Annotated in this window: 23 protein-coding genes; 3 read left to right on the top strand and 20 right to left on the bottom strand. The window is 38.8% G+C overall.

Translation table 11 applies throughout. The features are described 5' to 3' along the window. Positions 1–86: 86 nt before the first annotated feature. From mraY to BMX18_RS07990, 15 genes are all read right to left on the bottom strand, one after another. Positions 87–1100: a phospho-N-acetylmuramoyl-pentapeptide-transferase gene (gene mraY, locus BMX18_RS08060; protein WP_074603656.1), complete on the bottom strand. Its 1014-nt coding sequence runs from the start codon at positions 1098–1100 to the stop codon at positions 87–89. A 6-nt stretch (positions 1101–1106) separates the two neighbouring features. Further along, a complete protein-coding gene (pbp2X, locus tag BMX18_RS08055) occupies positions 1107–3371 on the bottom strand; it encodes a penicillin-binding protein PBP2X (RefSeq protein ID WP_074603658.1) in 2265 nt (754 codons plus the stop codon). 3 nt (positions 3372–3374) lie between these two features. Beyond that, complete coding sequence (gene ftsL / locus BMX18_RS08050; RefSeq protein ID WP_039695913.1) at positions 3375–3698, bottom strand: cell division protein FtsL; 324 nt, start codon at positions 3696–3698, stop codon at positions 3375–3377. Beyond that, positions 3698–4648: a 16S rRNA (cytosine(1402)-N(4))-methyltransferase RsmH gene (rsmH, locus tag BMX18_RS08045; RefSeq protein WP_039695993.1), complete on the bottom strand. Its 951-nt coding sequence runs from the start codon at positions 4646–4648 to the stop codon at positions 3698–3700. Before rsmH ends, ftsL begins: the two co-directional genes overlap by 1 nt. Positions 4649–4758: 110 nt before the next feature. Continuing rightward, entirely contained in the window at positions 4759–6009 is a 1251-nt protein-coding gene (locus BMX18_RS08040; RefSeq protein WP_093815994.1) for a glutamate-5-semialdehyde dehydrogenase, read from the bottom strand. A 16-nt stretch (positions 6010–6025) separates the two neighbouring features. Then, positions 6026–6829, bottom strand: coding sequence for a glutamate 5-kinase (proB, locus tag BMX18_RS08035; RefSeq protein WP_039695915.1), 804 nt, complete (start codon positions 6827–6829; stop codon positions 6026–6028). Between the two features lie 108 nt (positions 6830–6937). After that, complete coding sequence (locus tag BMX18_RS08030; protein WP_074869978.1) at positions 6938–8560, bottom strand: ABC transporter permease; 1623 nt, start codon at positions 8558–8560, stop codon at positions 6938–6940. Positions 8561–8564: 4 nt separating this feature from the next. Then, positions 8565–9296: an ABC transporter ATP-binding protein gene (locus BMX18_RS08025; protein WP_093815992.1), complete on the bottom strand. Its 732-nt coding sequence runs from the start codon at positions 9294–9296 to the stop codon at positions 8565–8567. 22 nt (positions 9297–9318) lie between these two features. Then, positions 9319–9612: a bacteriocin immunity protein gene (locus tag BMX18_RS08020; RefSeq protein ID WP_039695918.1), complete on the bottom strand. Its 294-nt coding sequence runs from the start codon at positions 9610–9612 to the stop codon at positions 9319–9321. A gap of 153 nt (positions 9613–9765) precedes the next feature. Beyond that, positions 9766–11751: a transketolase gene (gene tkt / locus BMX18_RS08015; RefSeq protein WP_074869981.1), complete on the bottom strand. Its 1986-nt coding sequence runs from the start codon at positions 11749–11751 to the stop codon at positions 9766–9768. Positions 11752–11902: 151 nt separating this feature from the next. After that, positions 11903–12160, bottom strand: coding sequence for a DUF896 family protein (locus tag BMX18_RS08010; protein ID WP_039695920.1), 258 nt, complete (start codon positions 12158–12160; stop codon positions 11903–11905). 126 nt (positions 12161–12286) lie between these two features. Then, positions 12287–14326 carry a glycine--tRNA ligase subunit beta gene (gene glyS / locus BMX18_RS08005; RefSeq protein WP_093815990.1) on the bottom strand — a complete coding sequence of 680 codons (2040 nt, stop codon included), beginning with the start codon at positions 14324–14326 and terminating at the stop codon, positions 12287–12289. Beyond that, positions 14326–15243 carry a glycine--tRNA ligase subunit alpha gene (gene glyQ / locus BMX18_RS08000; RefSeq protein ID WP_006531137.1) on the bottom strand — a complete coding sequence of 306 codons (918 nt, stop codon included), beginning with the start codon at positions 15241–15243 and terminating at the stop codon, positions 14326–14328. The genes glyS and glyQ overlap by 1 nt, the downstream gene beginning before the upstream one ends. 347 nt (positions 15244–15590) lie before the next feature. Then, positions 15591–16739: an N-acetylglucosamine-6-phosphate deacetylase gene (nagA, locus tag BMX18_RS07995; protein WP_093815988.1), complete on the bottom strand. Its 1149-nt coding sequence runs from the start codon at positions 16737–16739 to the stop codon at positions 15591–15593. 138 nt (positions 16740–16877) lie between these two features. Then, positions 16878–18509 (bottom strand): Na/Pi cotransporter family protein, encoded by a 1632-nt coding sequence (locus tag BMX18_RS07990; RefSeq protein WP_074565110.1) that lies wholly within the window; start codon positions 18507–18509, stop codon positions 16878–16880. Between the two features lie 364 nt (positions 18510–18873). Between BMX18_RS07990 and BMX18_RS07985 the strand changes: the two genes are divergently transcribed. Next, positions 18874–19479 carry a peptidase gene (locus BMX18_RS07985; RefSeq protein WP_074565112.1) on the top strand — a complete coding sequence of 202 codons (606 nt, stop codon included), beginning with the start codon at positions 18874–18876 and terminating at the stop codon, positions 19477–19479. Positions 19480–19481: 2 nt separating this feature from the next. Next, positions 19482–19991, top strand: coding sequence for a YgjV family protein (locus BMX18_RS07980; protein WP_093816018.1), 510 nt, complete (start codon positions 19482–19484; stop codon positions 19989–19991). Between the two features lie 56 nt (positions 19992–20047). On the opposite strand, the gene BMX18_RS07975 is transcribed toward BMX18_RS07980, so the two are convergent. Beyond that, positions 20048–20893, bottom strand: a complete 846-nt coding sequence (locus BMX18_RS07975) for a DegV family protein (RefSeq protein WP_093815986.1) — start codon at positions 20891–20893, stop codon at positions 20048–20050. A 132-nt stretch (positions 20894–21025) separates the two neighbouring features. Between BMX18_RS07975 and BMX18_RS07970 the strand changes: the two genes are divergently transcribed. Beyond that, a complete protein-coding gene (locus BMX18_RS07970) occupies positions 21026–21583 on the top strand; it encodes a TetR/AcrR family transcriptional regulator (protein ID WP_039695925.1) in 558 nt (185 codons plus the stop codon). A 37-nt stretch (positions 21584–21620) separates the two neighbouring features. Here BMX18_RS07970 and BMX18_RS07965 read toward each other — a convergent pair whose 3' ends face one another. The 4 genes from BMX18_RS07965 to BMX18_RS07950 form a co-directional block, all read right to left on the bottom strand. After that, positions 21621–22433, bottom strand: a complete 813-nt coding sequence (locus BMX18_RS07965) for a Cof-type HAD-IIB family hydrolase (RefSeq protein ID WP_074603688.1) — start codon at positions 22431–22433, stop codon at positions 21621–21623. Next, positions 22426–23052: a trimeric intracellular cation channel family protein gene (locus BMX18_RS07960; RefSeq protein ID WP_039695927.1), complete on the bottom strand. Its 627-nt coding sequence runs from the start codon at positions 23050–23052 to the stop codon at positions 22426–22428. Before BMX18_RS07960 ends, BMX18_RS07965 begins: the two co-directional genes overlap by 8 nt. A gap of 89 nt (positions 23053–23141) precedes the next feature. After that, positions 23142–23348, bottom strand: a complete 207-nt coding sequence (locus BMX18_RS07955) for a heavy-metal-associated domain-containing protein (RefSeq protein WP_074603690.1) — start codon at positions 23346–23348, stop codon at positions 23142–23144. A gap of 11 nt (positions 23349–23359) precedes the next feature. After that, a complete protein-coding gene (locus BMX18_RS07950) occupies positions 23360–25597 on the bottom strand; it encodes a heavy metal translocating P-type ATPase (RefSeq protein WP_093815984.1) in 2238 nt (745 codons plus the stop codon). Position 25598 lies beyond the last annotated feature (1 nt).

Below are 25598 nucleotides of genomic sequence, written 5' to 3'. Positions count from 1 at the left end.
ATCATTAAAAGGGGGATTAAAGCAAAGCACTATGCGCTTTAAGAACTAAAAAAACGAGCTGAGAATTTCTCAACTCGCTTTTCTTATTATAAGACATAAAGGAAAATCAATGTGAGGATGCTTGCGATAGCTCCGACGCTCCACAAGAAAGCATCAACTTTCCATTCAGACCATTTTTCTGATTTTCCAGACAAACCACCAAGTTCCAAATGATGATGGAATGGTGTCATACGGAAGATACGACGACCTTCACCATATTTTTTCTTAGTGTATTTAAAGTAAGATACTTGAAGCATTACTGAAGCTGTTTCAAAAACGTAAACAAATCCAATGATTAGCAATGTCCATTCTTGACGAAGGGCAATTGAAATTGCAGCAAGCATCGCACCCAGTGCCAAGCTTCCCACATCACCCATGAAGACCTTAGCTGGTTTGTGATTGAAAACAAAGAAACCAAACAAAGCACCAATCATAGTGACAATAATCAAAAGTACGTCAAATTGTTTTTGAACAACTGCGATAACACCGTAAGCTGCCAAACTAATAGCTACTGAAATTGAAGCCAAACCGTCAATCCCATCAGTCAAGTTAACCGCATTTGAAAATCCAACAATCCAGAAAAGAACAAAGGCAACATAAAGAACGCCAAGGTGCAAATCAAATCCAAAGACATTCAAGTCATCTGTTCCACTTGGACGCACGTGAACAAAATAGAAAATCAAACCACCAATAATTTGCAAACTCATTTTTTGCCAAGGTGTCAAACCTTCATTGATTTGTTTAAAGATTTTCAAGAAATCATCAAGAAATCCAACAATTCCATAAATCAAAAGAACCATTAAAATTCCTACGGTTGCTCCCATCGAAGCACCAGCTTGTCTTTCAATAAAGAAACTAAAGACAAGACTAACAAGAATGGCAACTGTTAGAAAGACTGTCCCACCCATTGTTGGTGTTCCAGCTTTAGCCAAATGTTGTTTGACATCCTCGTGCATTTGTTGTCCACCAATTTTTTTCAATTGGTAAATACGAATAAAATGCGGCATAGCAAATACTGTCAAGGCAAAGGCGACAATACCTGCAATTAAACTTAAAAACATTTTAGTTTAGTCTCCTAGAGTAATTTTAATTTTTTTGACTTTGTCAATATCTTTTCCGGTATCGACACTTTGCTTAGTGACTTTTGAACCAGAGCCTTTAATGGTTACTTTGATTCCAGTCCACTTCGCAAATTTTTCAACATTTTCTTTCGTCCAGCCATACATGTCTGGCATTGTTTTTAATTTTCCTGTCCAAAGTAGCACTTGTTCATTTTGTGAAAGGTTGCTACCGACTTTTTTAGACATTTTCTTAATTTTGCTACCTGACCCAACAACAACTGGTTGAACAAGATTATTACGAAGTTCCTGAGCGGTATCACCAGGTGCTTTTCCGATATAATCTTTTAATTGATATTTTGTTTCTGTATCAGTACCAGTCACAGCTGTACTTGTCAAAGTATCTTTAATCATCATAGCACGTTCAAGTACAGGGTTTACAACATCTTTCCAGAAATTACGTTTGAAAGTTGTTGTGGGTTGTTGAAGAGTGACGTACATGATGAAATCAGGATCATCTGATGGCACCATGGCAACAACTGAGTTGATGTAGTCATTGTCACCTGTCAAATAGCCTCCACCTTGATCGGCAGGTGCCGCAATTTGGGCTGTACCAGATTTGACGGCAACAGAGTAATCACCGACTTGAATAACCGGTGCCCCTTCCGTGCTATCATACAAGGTACCAAATTGTGAATCTGTACCAACCGTTACCATGTAATCAAGTGTTTGATTAGCAGCATTTTCTGAGACAGGTTTACCAGAGATTTCAGCTGAAGCTTTACGGGCTGTATTATTATTTGGGTCGTAAATTTGACTAATAAATTGTGGTTCAAGCATAACCCCTTTATTAGAAATCGCAGAAAAGGCACGAAGCATTTGAACTTGTGTCACACCAATACCTTGACCGAAAGCACTCATGGCAATGGTTACTTCATTGTCTGATGGTAACAAGCCACTACCTTCATTGACCATACCAAAACGTGTTGGGTAACCAAACTTAAACTTAGACAAGTAGTTTAGCCATTTGTCATTACCCATTTTTTGTTCAAGACTTGTCATAGCAACGTTACTTGACCAAGCAAACCCTTGAGCATACGTCATATATTGAACAGAAGTATTACCTTCATTGACGTTCCAGTCATTGATTTTTGTATCAGCAACTGTAATACCGTTGATTGTTGAAATCACTTCATTTGGCGTAAAAATACCATCATCGATAGCTGAGGCAAGTGTCATTACTTTCATGGTTGACCCTGGTTCATAATAGCTTTGATATAGAAGGGTATTCCATGTTTTTAGGTTATCTTCATTATAACCTTCCATTGTCTGTGCATTATAAGTTGGACGTTGTGTCGTTGCTAAGATTTCTCCTGTCTTAGCATTAACCACTGTCGCACTGGCATATTTACCTTGAGCATCATTTTGGAAAATATCCATTTGTGACTCAAGATAAGATTGCAATGGTTCAGAAAGTGTTGTGTAGACATCTTTTCCATCAACAGCACGTTTAACAGTCGTTTCCGTACCAAGTAACAAGTTACCATTTTTATCTTTTTGATAGGTTACTTTTCCGTCTGACCCTGATAGCACATCGTTTAATGAGGCTTCTAAACCTGATGTTCCGACAAGGCTTGATGTTTTACCATCTTTGTTTTCTTTTAATTGGGCAAGTCCTAAGAATTGCGAAGCAAAGACACCATTTGGATACATACGTCCAGGTGTTGATTCAAATCCAATTCCCTTAATTCCAGCGTCCTTCATAGCTGTTTCAATTTCTGATTTCTTACTGTATGATAAACCAGACCCTGAACTTCCGAATGACACTTGGAAAAGCCCACTTTGATTCAATTGTTTTAAGACTTCGTCTTTATCAATACCGATTTGGGCATTCAAAATCTCAGCAACTTTATCGTATTGAGATTTTTTAACGTAGAGTTTTTCACCAGTTGTTGACACATAAGATTTCGAAATAATAGCATAAACACTATAAGTTGTCGAATCCTCAGCCAGTGCAACACCATTACGGTCATAAATCGTACCACGTTTGGCTTGAACCGTCACTGTTTGTTGGTAAACATCTGAGGCTTCTTTAGATAGATTATGACCAAACTTGGTATCTGTTCCCACAATAATCGCGAAATTGATAATAAACACAAAGAAAAGGAAGACTGCCAAAATCATCAGATTTTGACCAACACGCTCGCGATTCTTATCGGGTGTGCGTCTGTCCTTTACCACATAGTCTAAAAAACGATTCATTAATTTTTTCATAGACTACTCCACCTGTTTAATATTATCCTGTTGGCTTGTTAAACCAGCATTTTTGGCAATTTGCTCAACACGGTCACGACTTGACAGTTCGTTAACCTCTTGTTTAGCATTGTCGTAATTTGTCTGTACTTCAGTAATCTGACTATTTAAATCAGTGATTTGCTGTTGTACTTGAAGATTACGGCTTTGAAGGTAAATAATACTAATCGCCATGGTAATAGCCGTTAAAATAATTGAACCATAAAAAGCTTTTTCAATGCGTGAAAATTTTCGAATACGACGTTTAAGAGCCTTAGCAATGGCTTCGTTACGATGTTTATCAGTCATTACTTACGAACCTTTCTAGCCACGCGCAATTTTGCTGAGTGAGAACGATTGTTGGCTTCCAACTCTTCTTGACTTGGTAAAATCGGTTTACGATTTACAAGAGCAAGTTTTGGCTGCATATCATCTGGAATAAAAGGTAAACCTTTTGGAACTTCCACTGTAGACGCTTCTTTAAACAATTGTTTTGTCAAACGGTCTTCAAGCGAGTGGAAAGTAATCACAGAAATACGACCATCAACCGCTAATAAGTCAATCGCTTGTTGGATAGATTCATCTGCTGCTCCCAATTCATCGTTAACTTCGATACGAATGGCTTGGAAAATTTGCTTAGCAGGGTGCCCTTTTTTCTTAAGCTCTTTAGCCGGCTTAGCTGATTTGATGATTTCTGCCAACTCAGTCGTTGTTTCAATCGGCTTTTCTTGTCTAGCTTGTTCAATTTTGCGCGCAATTTGTTTTGAAAACTTATCTTCACCGTATTTGTAGAAAATACGAACCAAATCATGGTAATCGTAAGTATTCACCACATCATAAGCCGTTAAGTCTTGCTCACGGTTCATACGCATATCAAGCGGAGCATCCTTTTTATAAGAAAATCCACGCTCACGCTCATCTAGTTGCGGACTTGACACCCCAAGGTCATATAAAATACCATCAATCTCAGTTACTCCATGCATTGCTAAATTTGAAGCAAGATTGCGGAAGTTGTCCTTGATAAAAGTGACTTGTCCTTTTTCAATATAATCTTTTAATCGAATTTGTGCATTATCAATAGCCGTCTGGTCTTGGTCAAAAGCATAAAGGTGACCATTCGGGCCAAGCTTAGAGAGGAGATATTCACTGTGTCCTGCTCCTCCAAGCGTTGCATCTACATAGATTCCATCTGGCTTGATATCAAGCATATCAACAGTTTCATGTAGAAGTACAGTAATATGATGAAAGTCTTTTGTCATACCTTTCATTATAACACAAATAGAAAGATTCTTCCTTAAAAGATAGAGATAAAAAGAAAAACCAAGCATCTCGTGTTTAAGACACTTGGTACTTACTCATCTGAAAAATATTATTCTCTGATTTGTCCTTTACCGTTAATATAAAATTTTGTGCTTGTTAATGCTTCTAAGCCCATTGGACCACGCGCATGCATTTTTTGGGTAGAAATTCCAATTTCTGCTCCCAAGCCAAAGACAAATCCATCTGTAAATCGTGTTGAGGCATTCACATAAACTGCTGCTGCATCCACTTCATCTTGGAAACGTTCGGCGTGCTCGAGGTCTTTTGTCACAATCGCTTCAGAGTGATGCGTTGTGTAACGATTTACCCAATCAATGGCTTCATCAAGTGAAGAGACCACATTAACAGACATGATGTAATCATTGTATTCTGTTGCAAAGTCTTCCTTACTTGCTGCCTTTGCGTCTTTAAAAATAGCTAGCGCTTTTTGGTCTGCACGGAATTCCACTGGATGAACCTTGTTAATAGCTTCTTCTAATTGAGGCAAGAACTGCTCTGCAATTTTTTCATGAACCACAAGACTCTCAGCTGCATTACAAACGCTTGGGCGTTGTGTTTTGGCATTGATGACAATCTTAGTCGCCATGTCCAAATCAGCTGTTTCATCAACGAAAATGTGACAATTTCCAACTCCAGTTTCAATGACTGGAACTTTAGATTTTTCTTTAACCGTTTGAATCAAGCGTGCGCCACCACGTGGAATCAACACATCAACATAGTCGACAGCTTGCATTAATTCTTCAGCAACAGCATGGCTAGTATCTTCGACTAATTGAACCACATTTTGGTCAATTCCTTCCCCAGCTAGAGCTTTTCTGATAACTGTTACAAGTGCTGTATTTGAATGAATAGCATCACGACCACCACGTAAAATAATGGCATTACTTGTTTTGAAAGCAAGGCTAAAAGCATCGACAGAGACATTTGGACGACTTTCAAAAATCATAGCAATAACACCAAGTGGGACACGTTTTTGCACAATTTTAAGGCCATCAAGATTGGTGTAGCCACGAACAACTTGACCAATTGGGTCTTGAAGATCAGCTACTTGACGAACTCCTTCCACAATGCCTTCAATGCGTTTTGCATCAAGACGCAAACGGTCTACCATAACCGGTGAAATCCCATTTTCTTGCGCTTTTTCAACATCACGCACATTTTCTTGCAGGATAAAATCTGTTTCGTCTAACAAAGCCTTAGCAACTAGATTCAAGATTCGATTTTTCTCTGCTGTTCCAAGTTTTACTAGACTTTGAGAAGCGATTTTTGCATTTTTCCCTAGTTCATCAATATAGCCCATCTCAAGACCTCCTTAATTACTTAGATTGTGAAAACCATGTTCCGATATTAGCACCATCAAGGGCACGTAAAATATCGCGTGGATTAGCTCCATTCATCAAAATCATTTGACTATTATTGTCAAAAATCATTTGGGCACTCTTAATCTTACTAAGCATGCCACCTGTACCAAATTTGCTACCTGCACCGCCAGCTGATTTAATGATTTCATCAGTGATTTCACTAACATGTTCACGAAGTTTAGCATCTTCATAAACATTTGGATTTTTATCATAAAGGCCATCAATATCTGACAACATGATTAGCAAATCAGCTTTAGTCACTTTAGCTACAATGGCTGACAAACGGTCATTGTCTCCGAATTTTGTGGCATGATCCATTTCATCAACACTGATAGCATCATTTTCATTAACGATTGGAACAATTCCCATTGAAAGAAGAGTTTCAAAAGCGTTGGTGAAGTTTGCCAAACTTTCTGGATACTCAATAACATCACGTGTAATCAAAAGCTGACTAACTTCTGTCTGATAGTGTGAAAAGATTTGCGAATAAAGGCTCATCATGGCCACCTGACCGACACTTGATACGGCCTGTTGTCGTGCAATTTCTGTTGGACGTTTATCCATATTAAGAACATTAAGTCCAAATCCCATGGCACCAGATGATACCAAGACAACTTCCATCCCTTTATTCATCAAACTAGAGATAACAAAGGCTAGCTGATCAATTTTTTCTAAATTTATTTTGCCATTTGGCATAACAAGGGAACTTGTCCCGATTTTTATAACAATGCGTTTTACTGATTCAAAATTACGTTTCATACGCTTATTATACACTAAAAAAACAGTCCTAGGAACTGTTTTTCTAAGGTTTTATCTAAGTATTTAGTTAACTTTAATTCACATCTTAATTTCAGGAGATTTTAGAAATTAATGTGAGATTTTCTTCCAAAATTTATGACTAATCAAGATTTGAGAAATAAGCGCTAAGACCAAAAGAACAATTGATAGCGTCATGTTAATCAGTAGAATTTGCTGTGTGATATTGCCAAGAATAACTAAACCTACTGCTAAGCCACCACCAAGAAGATAAGCTGCCATCATAATCGCAAAAGCAAGCCACTGACCTGAATGTCGATTAAAAAGTTGGGTCACATCTTGCCAAAGCAGATTCAGATTTCTATAGTCACGCCAGTACATTAATTGACCTTGGACAACAATCATTGCACACAAGCCTACCAAAAAGGCTAGCATCAAAAGTACATTTAACTGTAAGAAAACTAAGCCAACGACTAGGTAAACACAAGCAGGAACAAGAGCTTGAAGTCCTGCTAAAACCACAAACTTCTGAACAAGGAAAGCTTTAAAGTTAAGTGGTAAACTTCTCAAAAAGTTATAGTTCTCTTTTTCAAGTGAAATGCCGACACCTAGTAAAGTTGTTGGCATAGCACAAGTTGTTCCCAAAATGACTCCAACTAACAAAGCAATACCAAAATAATCCGTAGATACCTTGGCTAAAGTAAACCCATTAGTCAGCATTGGTGTTAGGAAAACAACCACATAAATCAAAGGCATCACATAAGTTTGCGTCAATAAGGTTGCATTTTGAAGCGTTGAAAGGTGATGATGAAGCATCATCTTTGTTAAAGAAGCTGAGCTCTTTGACGTTTTTTTCGTCTGCTTCTTAGTTTTAGCTTTTTTAGGACTAGCATACAAAGTACTTTGGTAATAATTTGGCATTGCCCATTTAACCAAACCAATCATTAAGCCTAAAAGAACGACTAAAGGTAAATAGAAGTTTAACAGCGCAGCCAAGCTAAAAGGCGCATGAACCACATCATAAAAGCCTCTAAAATAAGGAATAATTGGACGATCAGGAATCGTCAAGCTGTCACTTCCCATATTTTTACTGTTGACAACATTCATATAAAGAATCGTTCCGACAGCGCCAATCGTTGAAAGAGACATCAAGACTGTTGAAATCAATTTACGATGATTGCTGCGAACAATCACCCCACCAACCAAGCTATTCACATAAAGTGCTAATACTGTCGAAGCTGTAAAGAGAATTCCAAAAACAATCACGGTAGCAATAATTGCCACAAATAGCCCTGCCATTTGCCAATAAGCGATGAAAAATAATGATAACAAAGGCATCAAAAACGTCACGCCCATCCCAAAACTTGAAATCACTTTTGCTAAATATAGCTCACTGGATTTAATCGGTAAGTGAGCATAAAGCTTCACATCATCGCTCTCATAAAAAATGCTATACATGGCTGAGAAAGCATTCAAGGTTGCCATGATAAAGAAAATCGCTGTGTAAAAAGAAAAGTAACCAGGATAATGCTTAAAATTAAGATTAGCATACATAAAAATGTAAATCACCGCAAAGAACAAACTTAAAAATATTTGCTGACGAATCACACTTTTATAAGTTGAAAAATTTTTTCTCGGATTCTTTTCTTGCTTACGTTTAACCGCCGTTACAGTTTGGGGATTTGAGTAAAGAATATTAATCTTAACGAGTTCCCTAACAGTTGACCAGTTCATACACTCACCCCTCTTTCACCTTGCGTCCAGCAAGTTCTAGGTAAATGCTTTCCAAATCTTTGTCAGGATAATTTGCTTTTAGCTCATCCAAAGAACCAACAAAAATCAATTTGCCTTCTTTTAAAATCCCAATACGGTCACACAATTGCTCTGCAACAGCCAAGACATGTGTTGAAAAAAGAACGGTATTGCCACCACGCGCATGCTCTTTCATCATCTCTTTCAAATCAAAAGAAGCTTGCGGGTCAAGACCAGTTAAAGGCTCATCCAAAATCCAAATATCAGGATTTGAAATCAAAGCTCCAATCACAATGACTTTTTGACGCATCCCATGTGAGAAACTTTCAATCAAATCATTAACATGCTCAGCAATATCAAATAAATGTGATAAGCGGTCAATACGTTCATCAACCTCTTTTTCAGCAACGCCGTAAATCTTTGCCAAGAAATGCCAATACTCACTAGCTGTCAAATTCAAGAATAAATCTGGTGAATCTGGAACATAACCAATACGTTTTTTGATGTCATCGCGATGTTCAGACAATGCCAAATCATCCACGTAAACTTCACCATAAGTCGCATCAATGATTGACGTTAAAATGCTGATAGTCGTTGTTTTACCAGCGCCATTATGACCAATCAAACCAAAAATTTCCCCATTTTCAATGGTTACATTTAAATCACTAAGTGCCTCCTTGTCTCCGTATAATTTTGAAACATGTTCAAAACGAATCATTTTTTCTTTCCTCCTAATCTCCTCAAAGTGGCTTTATCCACTTTGAAACTTCCTTTTTTTCATAATATTCTGCTGCCCACTTTTGAGTTAATTTTTTTAATTCCTCAACACCTCGTGGGAGTGTTAAATCAGTATGAGCACTGTAAAGATTCAAGTCACGGTCCAAATGCAAAGCGCATAAACCAGCATCTCTACTCTTAATCACTTCATTAGACGCCGACAGCAAAATTTTAGATAATTTCACGTCCTGTCTAACGACCATATCTTCATAAGCGACTTTAATAGCTGAATATAGCTTACTACATCTTTCATCCATTAAATCTCCCCCTCTCCCAAATTAAATACATTTGTACTATTGAAATAACACAAATAATCTTTACAATATCTTACCCTTTCTTACACCATTTGTCAAATCATTATAAAAAGCCCTTGCCAAAAGCAAGGACTTTCTATCATGATTTATTAAGGATTACAATGATTCAAAAAGGCTAACAGCGTTATCAACTGTGAATCCATATTCTTCAAAGATTTTAGCACCTGGTGCTGAAGCTCCCCAAGTATCGATAGTAAGAGTCTTACCTTGGAGACCAACATATTTGCCCCAACCAAAGCTTGAACCAGCTTCGATTGCCAAACGTTTTGTAACGTTAGATGGAAGGATGCTTTCTTTATAAGCAGCATCTTGTTCGTCAAAGATGTTTTGTGCTGGCATTGAAACCACGCGAACGTGAACACCTTTAGCTTCCAAAGCAGCTTGAGTATCAAGAGCCAATTTCACTTCAGAACCTGTAGCGATAAGGATACCGTCAAGGTCACCTTTAGCTTCTGAAAGGATGTAAGCACCTTTGTTCAAACCTTCTTCTGCCAATTCTTTTGTTCCTTCAAGAACAGGAAGATTTTGACGAGTTAAGATAAGCATTGTTGGACGAGTTGTTTCAGCAAGAGCACGTTTCCATGCAGCGTTTGTTTCGTTACCATCGGCTGGGCGGATAACGTTAAGGTTAGGCATAGAACGAACGCTAGCTAATTGTTCAACTGGTTCGTGTGTTGGACCATCTTCACCAACAGCGATTGAATCGTGTGTCATCACATAGACAGTTGGTAATTGTTGAAGAGCAGCCATACGAACAGCTGGAAGTAGGTAGTTTGAGAATACGAAGAATGTACCACCGTAAACACGAGTACCACCATGAAGAGCGATACCGTTCATTGCAGCAGCCATAGCGAATTCACGAACACCAAACCAGATGTTACGACCAAGGTAGTTATCTGGTTGGAAATCAGATTCTACTTTGACCATTGTATTATTTGATGCAGAAAGGTCAGCTGAACCACCCCAGAATGATGGGACTTGAGCTGAGATTTGTTGGATAGCTTGTTGACTTGATGAACGGCTAGCAAGGCTAGTTCCAAGTTCGAAGTCGTCAAGTTTCACGTCAACTGGTTTGTTAGCAAATGCAGCTTTGTATTCAGCAGCTAATTCTGGGTAAGCAGCTTCGTATTCACGGAATTTAGTTTCCCATGCGTTTTCAGCAGCTTCACCACGGAATTTAATACCAACTTCAAAGCGTTTAGCAACTTCTTCTGGTACTGTGAATTCTGGATATTCCCAACCGTAAGATTTTTTAGCATAAGCAATTCCATCAACACCAAGAGGGGCACCGTGAACAGCTGATGTACCTTGTTTTTCAGCACCGAAACCAATGATTGTTTTCACTTCGATGATAGATGGTTTTTCTGTTTCAGCTTTAGCTTCTTCGATAGCTTTAGCAATAGCTTCAAGGTCGTTACCATCTTTAACCAAGATATGTTGCCAACCGTAAGCTTCGAATTTACCTTTAATATCTTCTGTAAAGGCTTTTGATGTTGGACCATCAAGTGAGATGTCATTTGAATCGTAAAGAAGGACTAATTTACCAAGTTTTAAGTGACCTGCAAGACTAGCAGCTTCTTGGCTGACACCTTCCATCAAACAACCATCACCATGCAAAGCATAAGTGTAGTGGTCTACAATATCAAAGCCTGGTTTGTTAAATTTAGCAGCTAAGTGAGCTTCTGCCATTGCCATACCAACAGCGTTAGCGATACCTTGACCAAGTGGTCCTGTAGTTGCTTCTACACCATCAGTGTGGTTAACTTCTGGGTGACCTGGTGTTTTTGAACCCCATTGACGGAAGTTCTTCAAGTCATCGATTGTTACATCGTAGCCTGATAAGTGAAGTAGGCTATACAAAAGAGCTGAACCGTGACCTGCAGACAATACGAAACGGTCGCGGTTAGACCAAGAACGACTTGTCTTTGGATTAACATTCATTACATGATTCCAAAGAACGTAAGCCATAGGTGCAGCTCCCATTGGAAGGCCTGGGTGACCTGAATTGGCTGCCTGAATGGCATCAATTGAGAGCGTACGGACAGTGTTTACTGCCAACTGATCAATAGCATCAAATGTCATGAGTGAAACCTTTCTGTTTTTAAGGACTTAAAGTATTATTGTTCGGATTCTATTATATCATAAAAAACTTGACTTTTTAAATTAAATTGTCATTTGCTTTCTTGTAAGCAGTTTCTAAAAAAGCCCAGCTAAACATAGCTGAGCGATTTTCTTATGAATTTGGATCGTCAAGGCTACGACCGTGCAAACCACGTTCACGTTGCAATTGACGAAGTTTTTCTGGTGTCACATCATTTCCATCTTCATCGACGATTTTAATACCAGCGATGTGGTGAAGAAGTGAATGACGGTAACCTTCAATATACTCTTTACGCAATTTAGCTTGTTCAACTTTTTCTGGACCAGTCAAACCAACTGTTTTTTTCTTGCGTGCAAGTTCATTAATACGTTGAATCTTTTTTTCATTCATGAGTAAGACTCACCTAACGTCTAAATTATGTTTAAACGTTATTTCCTTTCTATAATTTACCAAAACCTCTAAACTAAGAAGTCTGATATACGCCAGAAATCTACTCAAAGAGTAGATTTCTTAAGCTTATTTGGTATTCAATTTGTTAAATGCGGCAACGCTGCTTGCTTTTGCTGTCAATTCAGCAAGAATAGCTAAGCGGTTATTTTTAACAGCTTCATTATCTACCATAACCATTGTATTGTCAAAGAATTTGTCGATAACTGAGCTTAGAGCAAACAATTGTGCCAATTTATCGCTAGCAGAACCAGCCAAGTTTAAATCAGCTGCGGCTTGTGCCAAAGCTTTTTCTTCGTCATTTTCAAACAAGTTAGCATCAACTACTACACCTGCTTGTGCTTTTTCTGCAAGGTTGAAGACACGTGAAAGACTTTCAACAGCAGCTTTGTAACCTTCTGCTTTGCTTGCTTCAACAAGAGCGTCAGCAGCTTCAAGCATTTCAGCCACAACAAAGTTTGAACCAGCAAGAACAGCTTCTTTAATGTCTTTAGAAACTGATTTGTTCATCATTTTTTCAACACGCGCACGAATGAAGTCCATCACTTCTGCTTTGTGTTCATAAGTCAAGCTATCAAATGACAAAGCATAAAGGTTGTCAACCAATTCATCCATTGGAATTTTCAAACCAAAGGCATCCATGATACGAACCACACCAGCTGTCGCACGACGAAGAGCGTATGGATCGTTTGAACCTGATGGAATCAAACCAACTGAGAAGAATGACAAGATTGTATCCAATTTATCAGCAAGTGCCAAAAGTGCACCAACTTTAGTTTCTGGAAGGGCACCGTCAGCTGAATTTGGAAGATAGTGTTCGCGAATAGCTGCTGCTACTGCGGCATCTTCACCAGCAAGAAGGGCATATTTTTCACCCATGATACCTTGCAATTCATCAAATTCACCAACCATACCTGTCAATAGGTCAAATTTGTAGATTTCGGCAGCTCGTGCAAGTGCTTTGCTTTCTTCAGCAGAAGCGCCAGCTTTTTCAGCAAGGTAAGCAGCAATCACTTTGCTACGTTTCATGTGTTCTGAAAGTGAACCAATTTTTTCGTGGAATGTTACGTTATCAAGTTTAGCGACAAGGTCAGCGATGTTAAGTTTTTGGTCTTCACGCCAGAAGAATTCACCATCTTCCAAACGAGCAACAAGCACTTTTTCGTTACCTTTAATAACGTTTTCGATGTGGTTTTCATTACCATTACGAACTGAGATGAAGTTTGGCATCAAGTTACCATCAAGGTCACGAACAACGAAGTAACGTTGGTGGTTTTTCATTGATGTCACAAGCACTTCTTCTGGAACTTCAAGGTATTTAGTATCGAAGCTTCCCATGAAAGCAGTTGGGTATTCAACCAAGTTAAGCACTTCATTAAGCAATTCGTCATCGATTTCAACGCGAACGTTTTGAGCTTTTTCGATAGCTTTGATTTGGTTAACAATCATGTCTTGACGTTCTTTTGCGTCAGCGATAACAAAGACTTTACGCAAATCTTCTTCGTATGAATCAGCAGTTGCGATTTCTGTTTCGTGACCAAGGAAACGGTGACCACGGCTCACGCGACCTGAGTGGATATCCAAGAAGTCAAGGTCAAGAGCTTCGTCATCAAGAAGTACAGTCAATGTGTGAACTGGGCGAATGTATTCAAATGTATTGTTTGCCCAGTGCATGTTTACTGGGAAAGTCATAGCTGACAAAATTTCTGGAATGTCAACAAGGACTTCTTTAGCAGCTTTTCCTGCTTCGTGTTTTGTGACGTAGACATATTCTTCACCTTTGACTTCGCGGAATTCGATGTCATCAGTTGTCAAACCTTTACCACGAACAAAACCTTGAGCAGCTTTTGTAAAATTACCTTCAGCATCCAAAGCAATTTTTTTAGAAGGACCTTTGAAGTCTTCTGTCAAATCAGTTTGAGCATCTGCAAGTCCAAGAACACGAACAGCCAAACGACGTGGTGTTGAGAAGGTTTGAATGCCTTCAAAAGCCAAACGTTTTTCTTTCAAAAATGCTGCCATGCGGTCGCCAAGTTGTTTTTCACTTGGAGTAACAACATAAGCTGGTAATTCTTCTAAACCAAGTTCTACAAGTAAATTTTTAGCCATTATTCAGCATCCTCCTTCAAAAGTTTTTCACGTGTTGCTTCATCAAGCAATGGGTAACCAAGACGTTTACGTTCAGCAACGAAAGTTTTAGCAACGACACGAGCCAAGTTACGGATACGAGCGATGTAACCAGCACGTTCTGTTACAGAAACAGCTCCACGCGCATCAAGCAAGTTGAATGTGTGTGAACATTTCAAAACGTAATCGTAAGCTGGGTGAACCAAGTTTTCTTCCAAGCAACGTTTTGCTTCTGTTTCAAATTTTTCAAAGTTTTCAAGAAGCATATCTTGGTTAGAAATTTCAAATGAGTATTTTGAGTGTTCAAATTCTGGTTGAAGGAAGATTTCACCGTATTTAACACCTGGAGCCCATTCGATATCATAAACTGAATCCACTTCTTGGATGTATGATGCCAAGCGTTCAAGACCATAAGTAACTTCTGAAGTTACAGGACCAGTTTGCAAACCACCAACTTGTTGGAAGTAAGTAAATTGAGTGATTTCCATACCGTCAAGCCAAACTTCCCATCCAAGACCAGCTGAACCAGTTGATGGGTTTTCCCAGTTATCTTCAACGAAACGGATATCGTGTTCCAAAGTGTTGATTCCCAAACGTTCCAATGATTCAAGGTAAAGTTCTTGAATGTTAGATGGAGATGGTTTCATAACAACTTGGAATTGGTGGTGTTGGTAAAGACGGTTAGGGTTTTCACCGTAACGACCATCTGCAGGACGACGTGATGGTTCTACATAAGCTGCATTCCATGGTTCTGGACCGATGGCACGAAGGAATGTGTAAGGGCTCATTGTACCAGCACCTTTTTCATTATCGTAAGCTTGCATTAACATACAACCTTGGTCGTTCCAAAATTGTTGCAAAGTCAAAATAATTTCTTGGAAAGTCAATTTTTTAGACATACATCTACTCCTTATTTTGTTAACTTAGTTTTTGCGAAGTATCTAAGGAAATCAGCTTTTTTACAATATAAAAAACCGCCAACACACCCATATGATACCTCATAAGGGGCGTTAAAACGCGGTTCCACCCTATTTTATTACTTCATTTATCTGATTTTAACTTAGCCTAGCTAAGCGAAAGCGCCAGCGACTCACTTCAGTTTCATCCGACTTCCACCACCTCGGACTCGCTAAGAAACACCATGAGGCTTTCTCTCTTTACCAGCTATTTTAGCACAAATGCATTTGAGTGTCTAGTAAATATCAAAAAAGCTGAATCTACTACTGTAAATTCAACTTTTAGTCTATTACGCTTTCCAGGCTTCTTGTCCGCCTAGGTATGTTGCTCGTAAATCAAGGTCTTTGTCTAGAACGATAAAATCAGCTTTGTGTCCTTTTTTGATTTGACCGCATTTATCGTCAATGCCAACTGAGATTGCTGCTGTGAGACTTGCCATGCTAATAGCTTGCGCTTTTGAGGCAATTCCCCAATTAACCACATTTTTAACAGCATCCTTCAACTGAAGAATAGAGCCTGCAAGGGCACCGTTTGATTTCAAACGTGCTGTTCCTTTTTCAACGATAACAGGAAATTCTCCGAGCATATAATCACCATCTTCAAGACCACCAGCACTCATGCAATCCGTAATCAAAACAACATGTTCGTGGTCTTTTTGATGCATCAAAATATCACATGCTGATGGATGCACATGATGCCCATCACAAATCAACTCAGCATAGGTATTTGGTAGTTCGTAAACCGCACCGACCATTCCTGGCTCACGGTGATTAAGACCACGCATACCATTATAAGCATGAACCCAAACAGATGCCCCTGCTTCGACTGCTTGCGCTGCTTGCTGGTAAGTAGCATCTGAATGTCCTAGAGCTACAATCACATTTTTACGAGTCGCATAATCGATAAAGTCTTCGACTTCGTCTCGTTCAGGTGCTAAAGCAATTTTTTTCAATAATCCTTTTGAACTTTCAAGCCATTGATCAAGTTCTGCTGTTGAAGGATTTTTCATATAAGACGGGTTTTGAGCCCCTTTGTATTTTTCTGTAAAATAAGGTCCTTCAAAGAAAAGTCCTTGGATACGCGCACCGCTTTCTTTACCAGCAAAATCAGCTGCCGTACGACAAATATCATCTAATGTCTCAAATGATGCTGTCAAAGCTGTTGGTAAAAAGCTTGTAACACCAGCTCCCAAAAGAGCCTTACTCATTGTTTCAAAAACCTCTTGATGATTGTCCATGACATCAACACCAGCAAAGCCATGGATATGTGTGTCTACTAAACCAGGTGCCACACTAAAACCTGTATAATCTATAATGTCTGCGCCATGCGGTGCTTCTGCTTGCCAATCACCAAAAGAATCGCCTTCGATAGCAAGGTAACCTGCACCTTTAACATGGTAAGGATAGTAAAATTCATCTGCTTTGATATATTTTGTCATTTGAATCGCCTCCATGCTTATATTATAAAATAAAAGCGCTTTTTTGTAAATGGTATATACCAAAATTAGACCAATTCTAAATTGGTATTCAAAAAAGCACCTTCAAACCAAAAAAGTTCAAAGGTGTTACATGTATGATTAAATTTGATTTTCAAGTACTTTTTCGACCAGGTTCAGAGCGTGATCTGTGATACGTGTACATGGTGTAATCAGGTCGATGAAGTTAACCCCTGCAAGTGGTGTACATTCACCGTTGTTCATGCGTTTGATATGGTTCTTACGGATGCGACGTTCCAAATGAGCGATATCTTTATGACGATCTACCAACTCATTTGCCAAAGGTAGGTCGTTATCGATAACAACTTTCAATGAATCCAAAATCATACGATGTGTTTCATGGTAAAGTTGATCGATTTCTTGAACAGCAACTGGAGAGAAAGTAATATCTTTTGAAATATTGTGCTCCATCAAGTGAACCAAGCTGATACTGTGGTCACCGATACGTTCCAAGTCACGTGATGAATCTAAGATACTTGATAAAATTTCACTTTCATGTTGATTCAATTGTTCACTTGAAAGATCAATCAAATATTTAGTCAATTCTTCATCGACATTATTGATAGTATCTTCAAATTTTTGTGTCTTATCAGCGTATTTTTCATTACATGTTTCAACAAACAAGAATGCTGCTTCAAAGGCTTGTGTGGCAAAGGCACCCAAGTGAATCAATTGTTTTTTAGCATTACCAAGGGCAATAGCTGGCGCTTGTTTTAGAATAATCTTATCAAGGTAAATAGCTTTGTATTTAGCAGCTTCATCTTCACCAGGAATTAATTTTGTCACAACAAATGCCAATGTTCCAATGAATGGGAAGAGCAAGATGGTATTTGTAATGTTAAATGTTCCGTGGGCAAAGGCAACCGTCATGGCTGGTGTCAATTTAAAATGAACTTCCATCCATTGCATCAAGCTAGTAAATGGCACCAAAAGAATCATAAAGAGCACTGTTCCGACAACGTTGAAGAGAACGTGAGCTCCAGCCACACGTTTGGCTGCGATATTTGAACCAATCGCTGCTAGCACGGCTGTGATACAAGTACCGATATTACTTCCTAAAAGAATAGGAATTGAGCCTTGAAGGTCAAGCAAATGACCTGCATATAACCCTTGCAAAATACCAATAATGGCAGCTGATGATTGGATAAGCATGGTCAAGCCAGTCCCAATCAAAACACCCATAATCGGTTTGTCACCTAAGGTTGCTAAATAATCCTGAAAGGCTGGAACAGTTTTTAAAGGTCCCATAGCATCACCCATGATGTTAAGTGAGAAGAAAATTCCTCCAACACCAAAGATGATACGTCCGATATTATTCAAACGTCGGTTTGACGTGAAGAATAACAAAGCGGCACCAATAAAAATCATTGGGAGCGCATAGTCACCCAAATTAAAACCAATCAGAAAGGACGTTACAGTCGTCCCGATATTGGCTCCCATGACAATACCAATCGCTTGTCGCAAGGTTAAAAGTCCTGCTGACACAAGACCAACAGTGATAACTGTTACCCCTGAACTTGATTGGATTAGAGCTGACATGGCTAAACCAACAAGAATTCCTAAGAAAGGATTACTCGTATATTTGTCGATATAAAAACGAAGTCTGTCTCCTGCAGCCTGTTGTAGACCGTCTCCCATATATTTAATACTGAAGAGAAAGAGTCCTAGACCTCCAAAAAAACCAAAAGCAATTTCTTGCCAATTTACTGACACAGTCTTATCCTCAAATATTATAATTTTACCGGAAAAACCCGATACTTCCATTTTAATGTATTCAAAGAAAACAAACAAGTGTTTTTTAAGCTTTTTCTAAATTGATAACTAACTGAAAAATGCTACTCTTTTAAGATAAGCAGCTATTTTGCACCTTTTAGCAGCCATTTCTAAACATAAATGATAAAAATACTAAAATTTGAGGGAGCTTTTTAGAAAAAAATTAATGCGCTGTCATTTATATGTTATAATAGTTAAGGACGCTGTGCTTGCCACAGAATACTACTAAATACGTTTATTATCAAAAAATGTGATAACAACTTCTTTATCACATCGCATTTATTTTATTATAGAAGGAGTTTTCATGAAAGCCTCAAAAAGTGAAGTTACTTATTTTATTCTAAGTATCATTTTAATTGCCTTTGCTGGTGGTATTTACCTTTTCTTTGGTAATACAAAGACTAATACGTCAAGTTCACAACCAAAAAGCTCAATCAGTTCTTCCTCTTCTAGTCAAGCTGACCTAGAAGCTAAAGCCCAAGAATTGTTATCAGCTGCTCAAGCCAATCCATCTGCTGAAGCTGTGACAAATGCACAAGCGGCTATCAACAAAATCTCTGATGAAGCTAAGAAAACAGATTTCCAATCTCAATTAGATGCTGTTTCTGCTGAAGTGACAAATCAAACAAATGCTGAAAATGCTGTAAAAACTGCTGAAGACAATCAAACAAGCGACAATGTCGCTGCTGCTCAAGCTGCGATTGATGTGCTAACTAACCAAGCTACTAAAGATCAACTTCAAGCACGTCTTGATGCTGTTTCTAACGCTATTGCTGCTGCCAATACAGCAACTACAGATACTGCCGCATCTTCTGACAGCACAACTGAGTCTACTATTGACCCAAACAATGCCTCTCGCACTCCTACATCAGTTACAACTGATGGTACTTACACTTATTATAGCTATTAATGATTTCAATTGGATTTATCTTCTCAGCAATTGGTGCAACTTGCTTAGCCATTTCATCATTTGCTAAAACGAAAAAAACTATGTTAACTTGGCAATTATCGGATTATTTCTTTACGATGATTGCTAATTTTTTACTCGGTGGTTACACTGGCGCCATCTCTATCAGCGTGTCTATTATTCGTAACACGTTAATGATTAAACACTGGGATTCCATCTACACAACCATTATTTTAGTGATTATCCAAGTTTCTGCGGGGACTTATTTTAACAACCTTGGTTTGATTGGCTTACTTCCGTTAATTTCTTCAGTATCGTATACTATCGTCTCTTTTGCAACTGATAAAGTGCAATGGCTACGCTGGGTTACTGTTGAAAATATGCTACTGTGGTCTTTTTACGATTTCACCATCAAAGCTTATCCTGCTTTACTTATGGATGTTGTCATCACACTAACGACCTTAATAGCCATTTCAAAATACAGTTCACTTAATCATAAGAAAAATAAGTCTTGATTTTTCATCAATATGCAAAAACTGCATGAGTTATACTCATGCAGTTTTATATTGACTTACACTGTTTCGTATCCTAATAAAATACCGCCATCTTCACCGTAAAAGCTGCAAAGACCTGATGCGGGGATAAAGCGAACATCAGCTTGTGGGTATTTTTCTTTGATTTTGTCACTCAATTGTTGACAAGCTTTTTCGTTATTTGCGTGAGCAATCATAACCTTGCCACCTTGGTAACCTTCTTTGAGCATTTCCTCAACGGTTGCTTGAACGGCTTTCTTTTGACCACGCGCTTTGTGAAGGAGTTCCAATTTTCCTTCGTCACTTGCCTTACCAACCATGCGAATGTTCAAAAGTCCAACAACTTTCCCGACTAGCTTACTCAAACGTCCATTTTTGACAAGGTTATCCACACGTGCCAAAACAAACAACAATTTTGTCTTTTCTTGATAAGTCGTGATAGCTTCGACCACTTCATCAAAGCTTAGTCCTTTAGCAATCAAACGATTTAATTCTTCAACGATTAAATCAATCTCACCACCTGCAGACAAAGAGTCGATAACATGAACATTGACATTTGGATGCTCCTCCAAAAGCATGTGTTTTGCAACCTGAGCACTATTTTGACTTCCTGAAAGATTACCTGTAATCGTGATAGCAATAACATTTTCAGCACCTTGATAAGCTTGTAAGAAAGCATCTGGGCTAGGGCAACTTGATTTTGATGAAACAGGACTTGCGTACATGGTTGTCATCATATTAGCAACGTCTAATCCTTCATCATCCACAAAAATTTCTGAACCAATTTGAATTGTTAGTGGGACATTTTGAAATTCTGTGTGTTCTGCAAGCTCTTCAATACGTCGAAGGTCAGAACCTGAATCAGTCACAATTTTCCAAGTCATATCTATTTCCTCCAATCCATTCGAGATTTAAATTCATTTGACAAACAAACTATTTTCACCTAAAATTATATCATTAATGCCTTTATCTTAGTATTAAAAACAATCAGATGTCACAAGTAAGAGGGTTTTGTCATGACGGAAAAGACAATTTCAAAAAAGTCCTTGCAAAATTTGAAAGTTTCTAATAAAGAATCACGAAAATTGACACGTGAAGCGCTAGAAACTGCACTTTTGCTCCTTCTTGAAAAGAAAACCTTGAGCCAAATTACTATCTCTGAACTCGTTGCTAAAGCAGGTGTCTCACGCAACGCTTTCTACCGTAATTATAAGTCTAAAGAAGCTATTTTAGAGTCTATTCTAACCCAAATCGTTCGTCGCATTTTTCGTGGTCTCAAAGCATTTGATTTGAAAAGTCAGCTCTCCCAAGCTTGGCTTTTCATTCTGAATGAAGCCAAAAAAGAGGCACAAGTTCTTGGCTTAATTTTTGAACAACACCTTGAAAAACTCTTGACGGGCATCGTCTCTAAACGATTAAAAGCTTACCAAAGGTTCAAGAAAAAACATGATTCACGCTACACAAATTCTTTCTGGAGTAACGCCATCATCTCAGTTCTTTCAAACTGGGTAGCTGATGACATGCGTATCCCTGCTGAGGAAGTAGCTGCAATCGGTTTGCCACTTTTCTTATAAGAAGAAAATACCGACCACAATTAGGTCGGTATTTTTATTATTTCAAGACATAATCGTAAATAGCCTGAGCTACTCCGGCATTGTCATTAGTTGTTGTTTCGTAGCGGCAAATAGATTTGACTTCGTCTGTCGCATTTCCCATAGCAACGCTATGATAAGCAAATTCAAGCATTTCAAGGTCGTTGGCAGCATCGCCAAGTGCCATGACTTGCTCTGGTAAGAAGCCAAGTTTTTCTGACAAAGCTTTAAGCGCTGTTGCTTTAGTGTAGCCTTTTGGCATAGCTTCAAAGATATATTCTTGGCTACGAACCACACTAAATTCTTTAGCCAGAGCTGTTTCTTTTGCTTCTTGAAATGGATTTAATTGTGGCGCTTTTGCCATGTACATAGCTTGAAAGATGATTTCGTCTGTCGCCTTCATCTCATCAAGTGTGACTGCATGAGCGGTATCAAAGACAAGACCAGCATCGTATTGGACAAGTTCTGGAACTTCTTCACCTACAGCGTAATAATGTTTTTCACCTGTCAAGGTTAAGCAAACATCTGGGTAATTAGCAACAGCTTCATTCAATTTATCTAGCTCTTCATTTGTGACTTGAGCATGAAAAACAAGTTCCCAATTTTTGGTATTGTAAATGGTGCAACCATTATTCATGATGATATATTCTTCATCATCCAAGCCCAATTTTTCAAAAAATGGAAGAATTCCTGATTTTGGACGTCCTGTACAAAGAACAATTTTAACCCCTGCTTGTGCCGCTTTTTGGATTGCTTTGACATTTTCTTCAGGAATTTTTTTATCTGAATTAAGTAATGTTCCATCTAAATCGATTGCAATTAATTTAATCATTTTTAGTGACCTTCCGTTTAATTTTTGGCAAATGCCACTGACGCCAGTAGCCTATCATACGTAAGATTGTCAGAATTAAAACTAATACATAATAGCCTGGATCATTATGAACGATTTTAAAATAAATCGCAAGCGCCGCTAAAATTGCCCAACCAGCGTATACTTCACTTCTAAGCACACTTGGTTTTCGACCAGCTAAGATATCTCGGACAATCCCGCCACCTGCACCAGTCAAAACAGCTGCGACAATCACAGCGCTTAAAGGTTGATGAAGTTTAACAGCATACATGGCTCCTTGAACACTAAAAGCCGCAAGACCAATAGCATCCGTCAAGACTTCTGCTTTTCGCCAACCTTTGTGAGTAATGATATTTGGAAATACCATGATAAATAACATGGCTGCCAAGGCAAAATAAAAACACTGACTCTGAGACCAGAGGGCGCTAATCGGCAAACCAATCAAAAGATTACGAATAGCTCCGCCACCAAAGGCAGTCACAAAACCAAGGATAAAAATCCCAAGTATGTCAAAATCTTCTTCCATCGCGACGATTGCTCCAGATAAAGCAAAGGCGATAGAACCAATGATACTCAATAAATCCCAAACATTCATCGTCATTTTGATTCCAAACTATATTTTTTCTTACTAGACTAGTTTATCATTTTTAAAGAAGTAAAAAAACAGAGCAAGCTCTGTTTTTCTAAATTTTACTTAATTTCTTTTCCGAGGTTAAATTTTGTTCCTTTAAGCGCACGTTTTAAAAAGAACTTAAATGGACGTCCTGTGATAGTGGCTTGTTTTTTCTCTAAATCAACGTCAACAGCTTTCACGCCAGGAACAGCTGATAATTTTTCAGTCACTTTTGTGACACAACCTTGGCATTTCATGCCTGTTACTTCATATGTTTTTTCCATGAGAAACTCCTTTATTTTAATGTCATGTATTTTAAGCGAAGGGCATTTAGAACCACTGACACTGAACTAAAGCCCATAGCAAGTCCTGCAATCATTGGATTAAGCAAAGGCCCACCAAAGAGATACAAGACTCCCATTGCAACTGGAATCGCCAGAATATTGTAGATGAATGCCCAGAAGAGATTTTCCTTAACCACTTTAATCGTCAAACGACTGATGCTTAAAGTTCTTAGAACATCAGAAATTTCTGGTTTCATCAGAATAATATCTGCTGACTCGATAGCAATATCAGTTCCTGAACCTACTGCAATCCCAATGTCAGCTACTGCTAGCGCTGGTGCATCGTTAATGCCATCACCGACCATAGCGACCATTTTTCCTTGGCTCTGCAAGTCTTTGATAGCTTGTGTTTTTTGGTCAGGCAAGACTTCGCTAATCACAGTCTTAATGCCGGCTTGTTTGGCAATAGCTTGCGCAGTTTTGCTGTTGTCTCCTGTTAATAAAACAACATCAATGCCTTGACTTTGCAATTTGGCGACGGTCTCCTTGCTGTCTGCTTTTAATAAATCGGCTACAGTAATCACTCCTAGCAGTTGTCCATTAGCCGAGATGTAAATCGGAGTTTGACCTTTTTGGGTCGCAGCCAGCACCGCTGTTTCACTTGCGGTCAAGTCTACTTGTAACTCTTCCATCAACCTGCGGTTACCAACGTAAATGGTCTGTCCAGCAAGGTCAGCTTGTAACCCTCGTCCTGTTAGAGAAGTGAAATTTTCAACTTCTGCTAAAACAAGTTTTTCAGCGCTAGCTTTTTCCACAATCGCCTGACTAAGTGGGTGTTCTGAATATTTTTCAATAGATGCAACCTGGCCAAGTAGCTTACTTTCGTCACCGTGATAGGCAATAATATCAACAACTTGTGGTTTTCCTTGCGTGATGGTTCCTGTCTTATCAAAGACCATGGTATCAATATGATGAGCATTTTCAAGGACATCACCACGTTTGTAAAGAATCCCATTTTCAGCGCCTCGACCAGTTCCGACCATGATGGCTGTTGGTGTGGCAAGTCCAAGAGCACATGGACAAGCAATCACCAAAACGGCGATAGCGACTTGGAGGGCAAAGACGAAACTTTCGCCCTTGGCAAAATACCAGAATAAGAAAGTGAGCAAAGCAATAGTCATAACTGCTGGCACAAAAACCCCAGCAACCCTATCAGCAATCTTGGCGATAGGCGCTTTAGTTTGTTGAGCATCTTCTACCAATTTAACAATCTGTGCTAAAAGCGTTTCGTCACCGACTTTTTCAGCTCGAATAGTTAGCGAACCTTGTCCATTAATAGAAGCACCAAATACCTTATCATCTGCCACTTTCTCTACTGGAATACTTTCACCCGTCAACATTGATTCATCGATAGCCGAATGTCCTGACACCACATAACCATCAACAGGAATTTTTTCACCTGGCTTGACCAAGATAAGGTCACCTACTTGAACCTGATCAATTGAGATTGTCTGCTCAGCTCCATCACGGATAAGAGTCGCCTCTTTAGCAGATAAAGTTAATAATTTTTGGATGGCATCGGATGTTCGACCTTTCGACAAGGTTTCAAAATATTTTCCCAAGGTAATCAAGGTCAAAATCACAGCAACAGACTCAAAATAAAGCATATGCGCGTGATGCACATGGCCTAAGGCAATGTGGTAAGTGCTGTAAAGACTATAAAGAAATGCTGCGCTCGTTGCCAGAGCGACTAAAGAATCCATATTAGGATGCGCTTTTAACAAAGCACGAAAACCATTAACATAAAAACGGCGTCCAAAGTACATGACTGGTAAAGTCAATGCAAGCTGAACCAGCGCAAAAATCAAAGGATGCTCACTCATGCCAATAGCCTTTGGCACCCACAAACCCATCATGCTGCCCATCGAGAGATAAAGCAAGGGAATCGCAAAAGCCGCAGACCACAAAAACTTATGCCACATGTTTTGAGTGGCTTCGCTCTGGCGTTCTGATTGACTTTTAGCTGTTGTTGGGTCAAAGACACAAGCGCCATACCCAGCATCCACAACAGCTTTTTCAATCTCAGCTTCACTGACTAAGTCAGGATTGTAGCGTACAGTCATCTTCTCTGTTGTCAGATTAACAACCGCCGAATCAACATGATCTATTTTATTGACAGCATTCTCGACGGTTAAAGCACAAGCCGCACAAGTCATACCGTCAATGACAAAGACTTCTTCTTTTTCCATA

The organism is Streptococcus sp. 45, assembly GCF_900108865.1.
GTDB classification, from domain to species: Bacteria; Bacillota; Bacilli; order Lactobacillales; family Streptococcaceae; genus Streptococcus; species Streptococcus ruminicola.
Note: the sequence above shows the minus strand (reverse complement) of the source record. Positions and strands in the feature narration are given on the sequence as shown.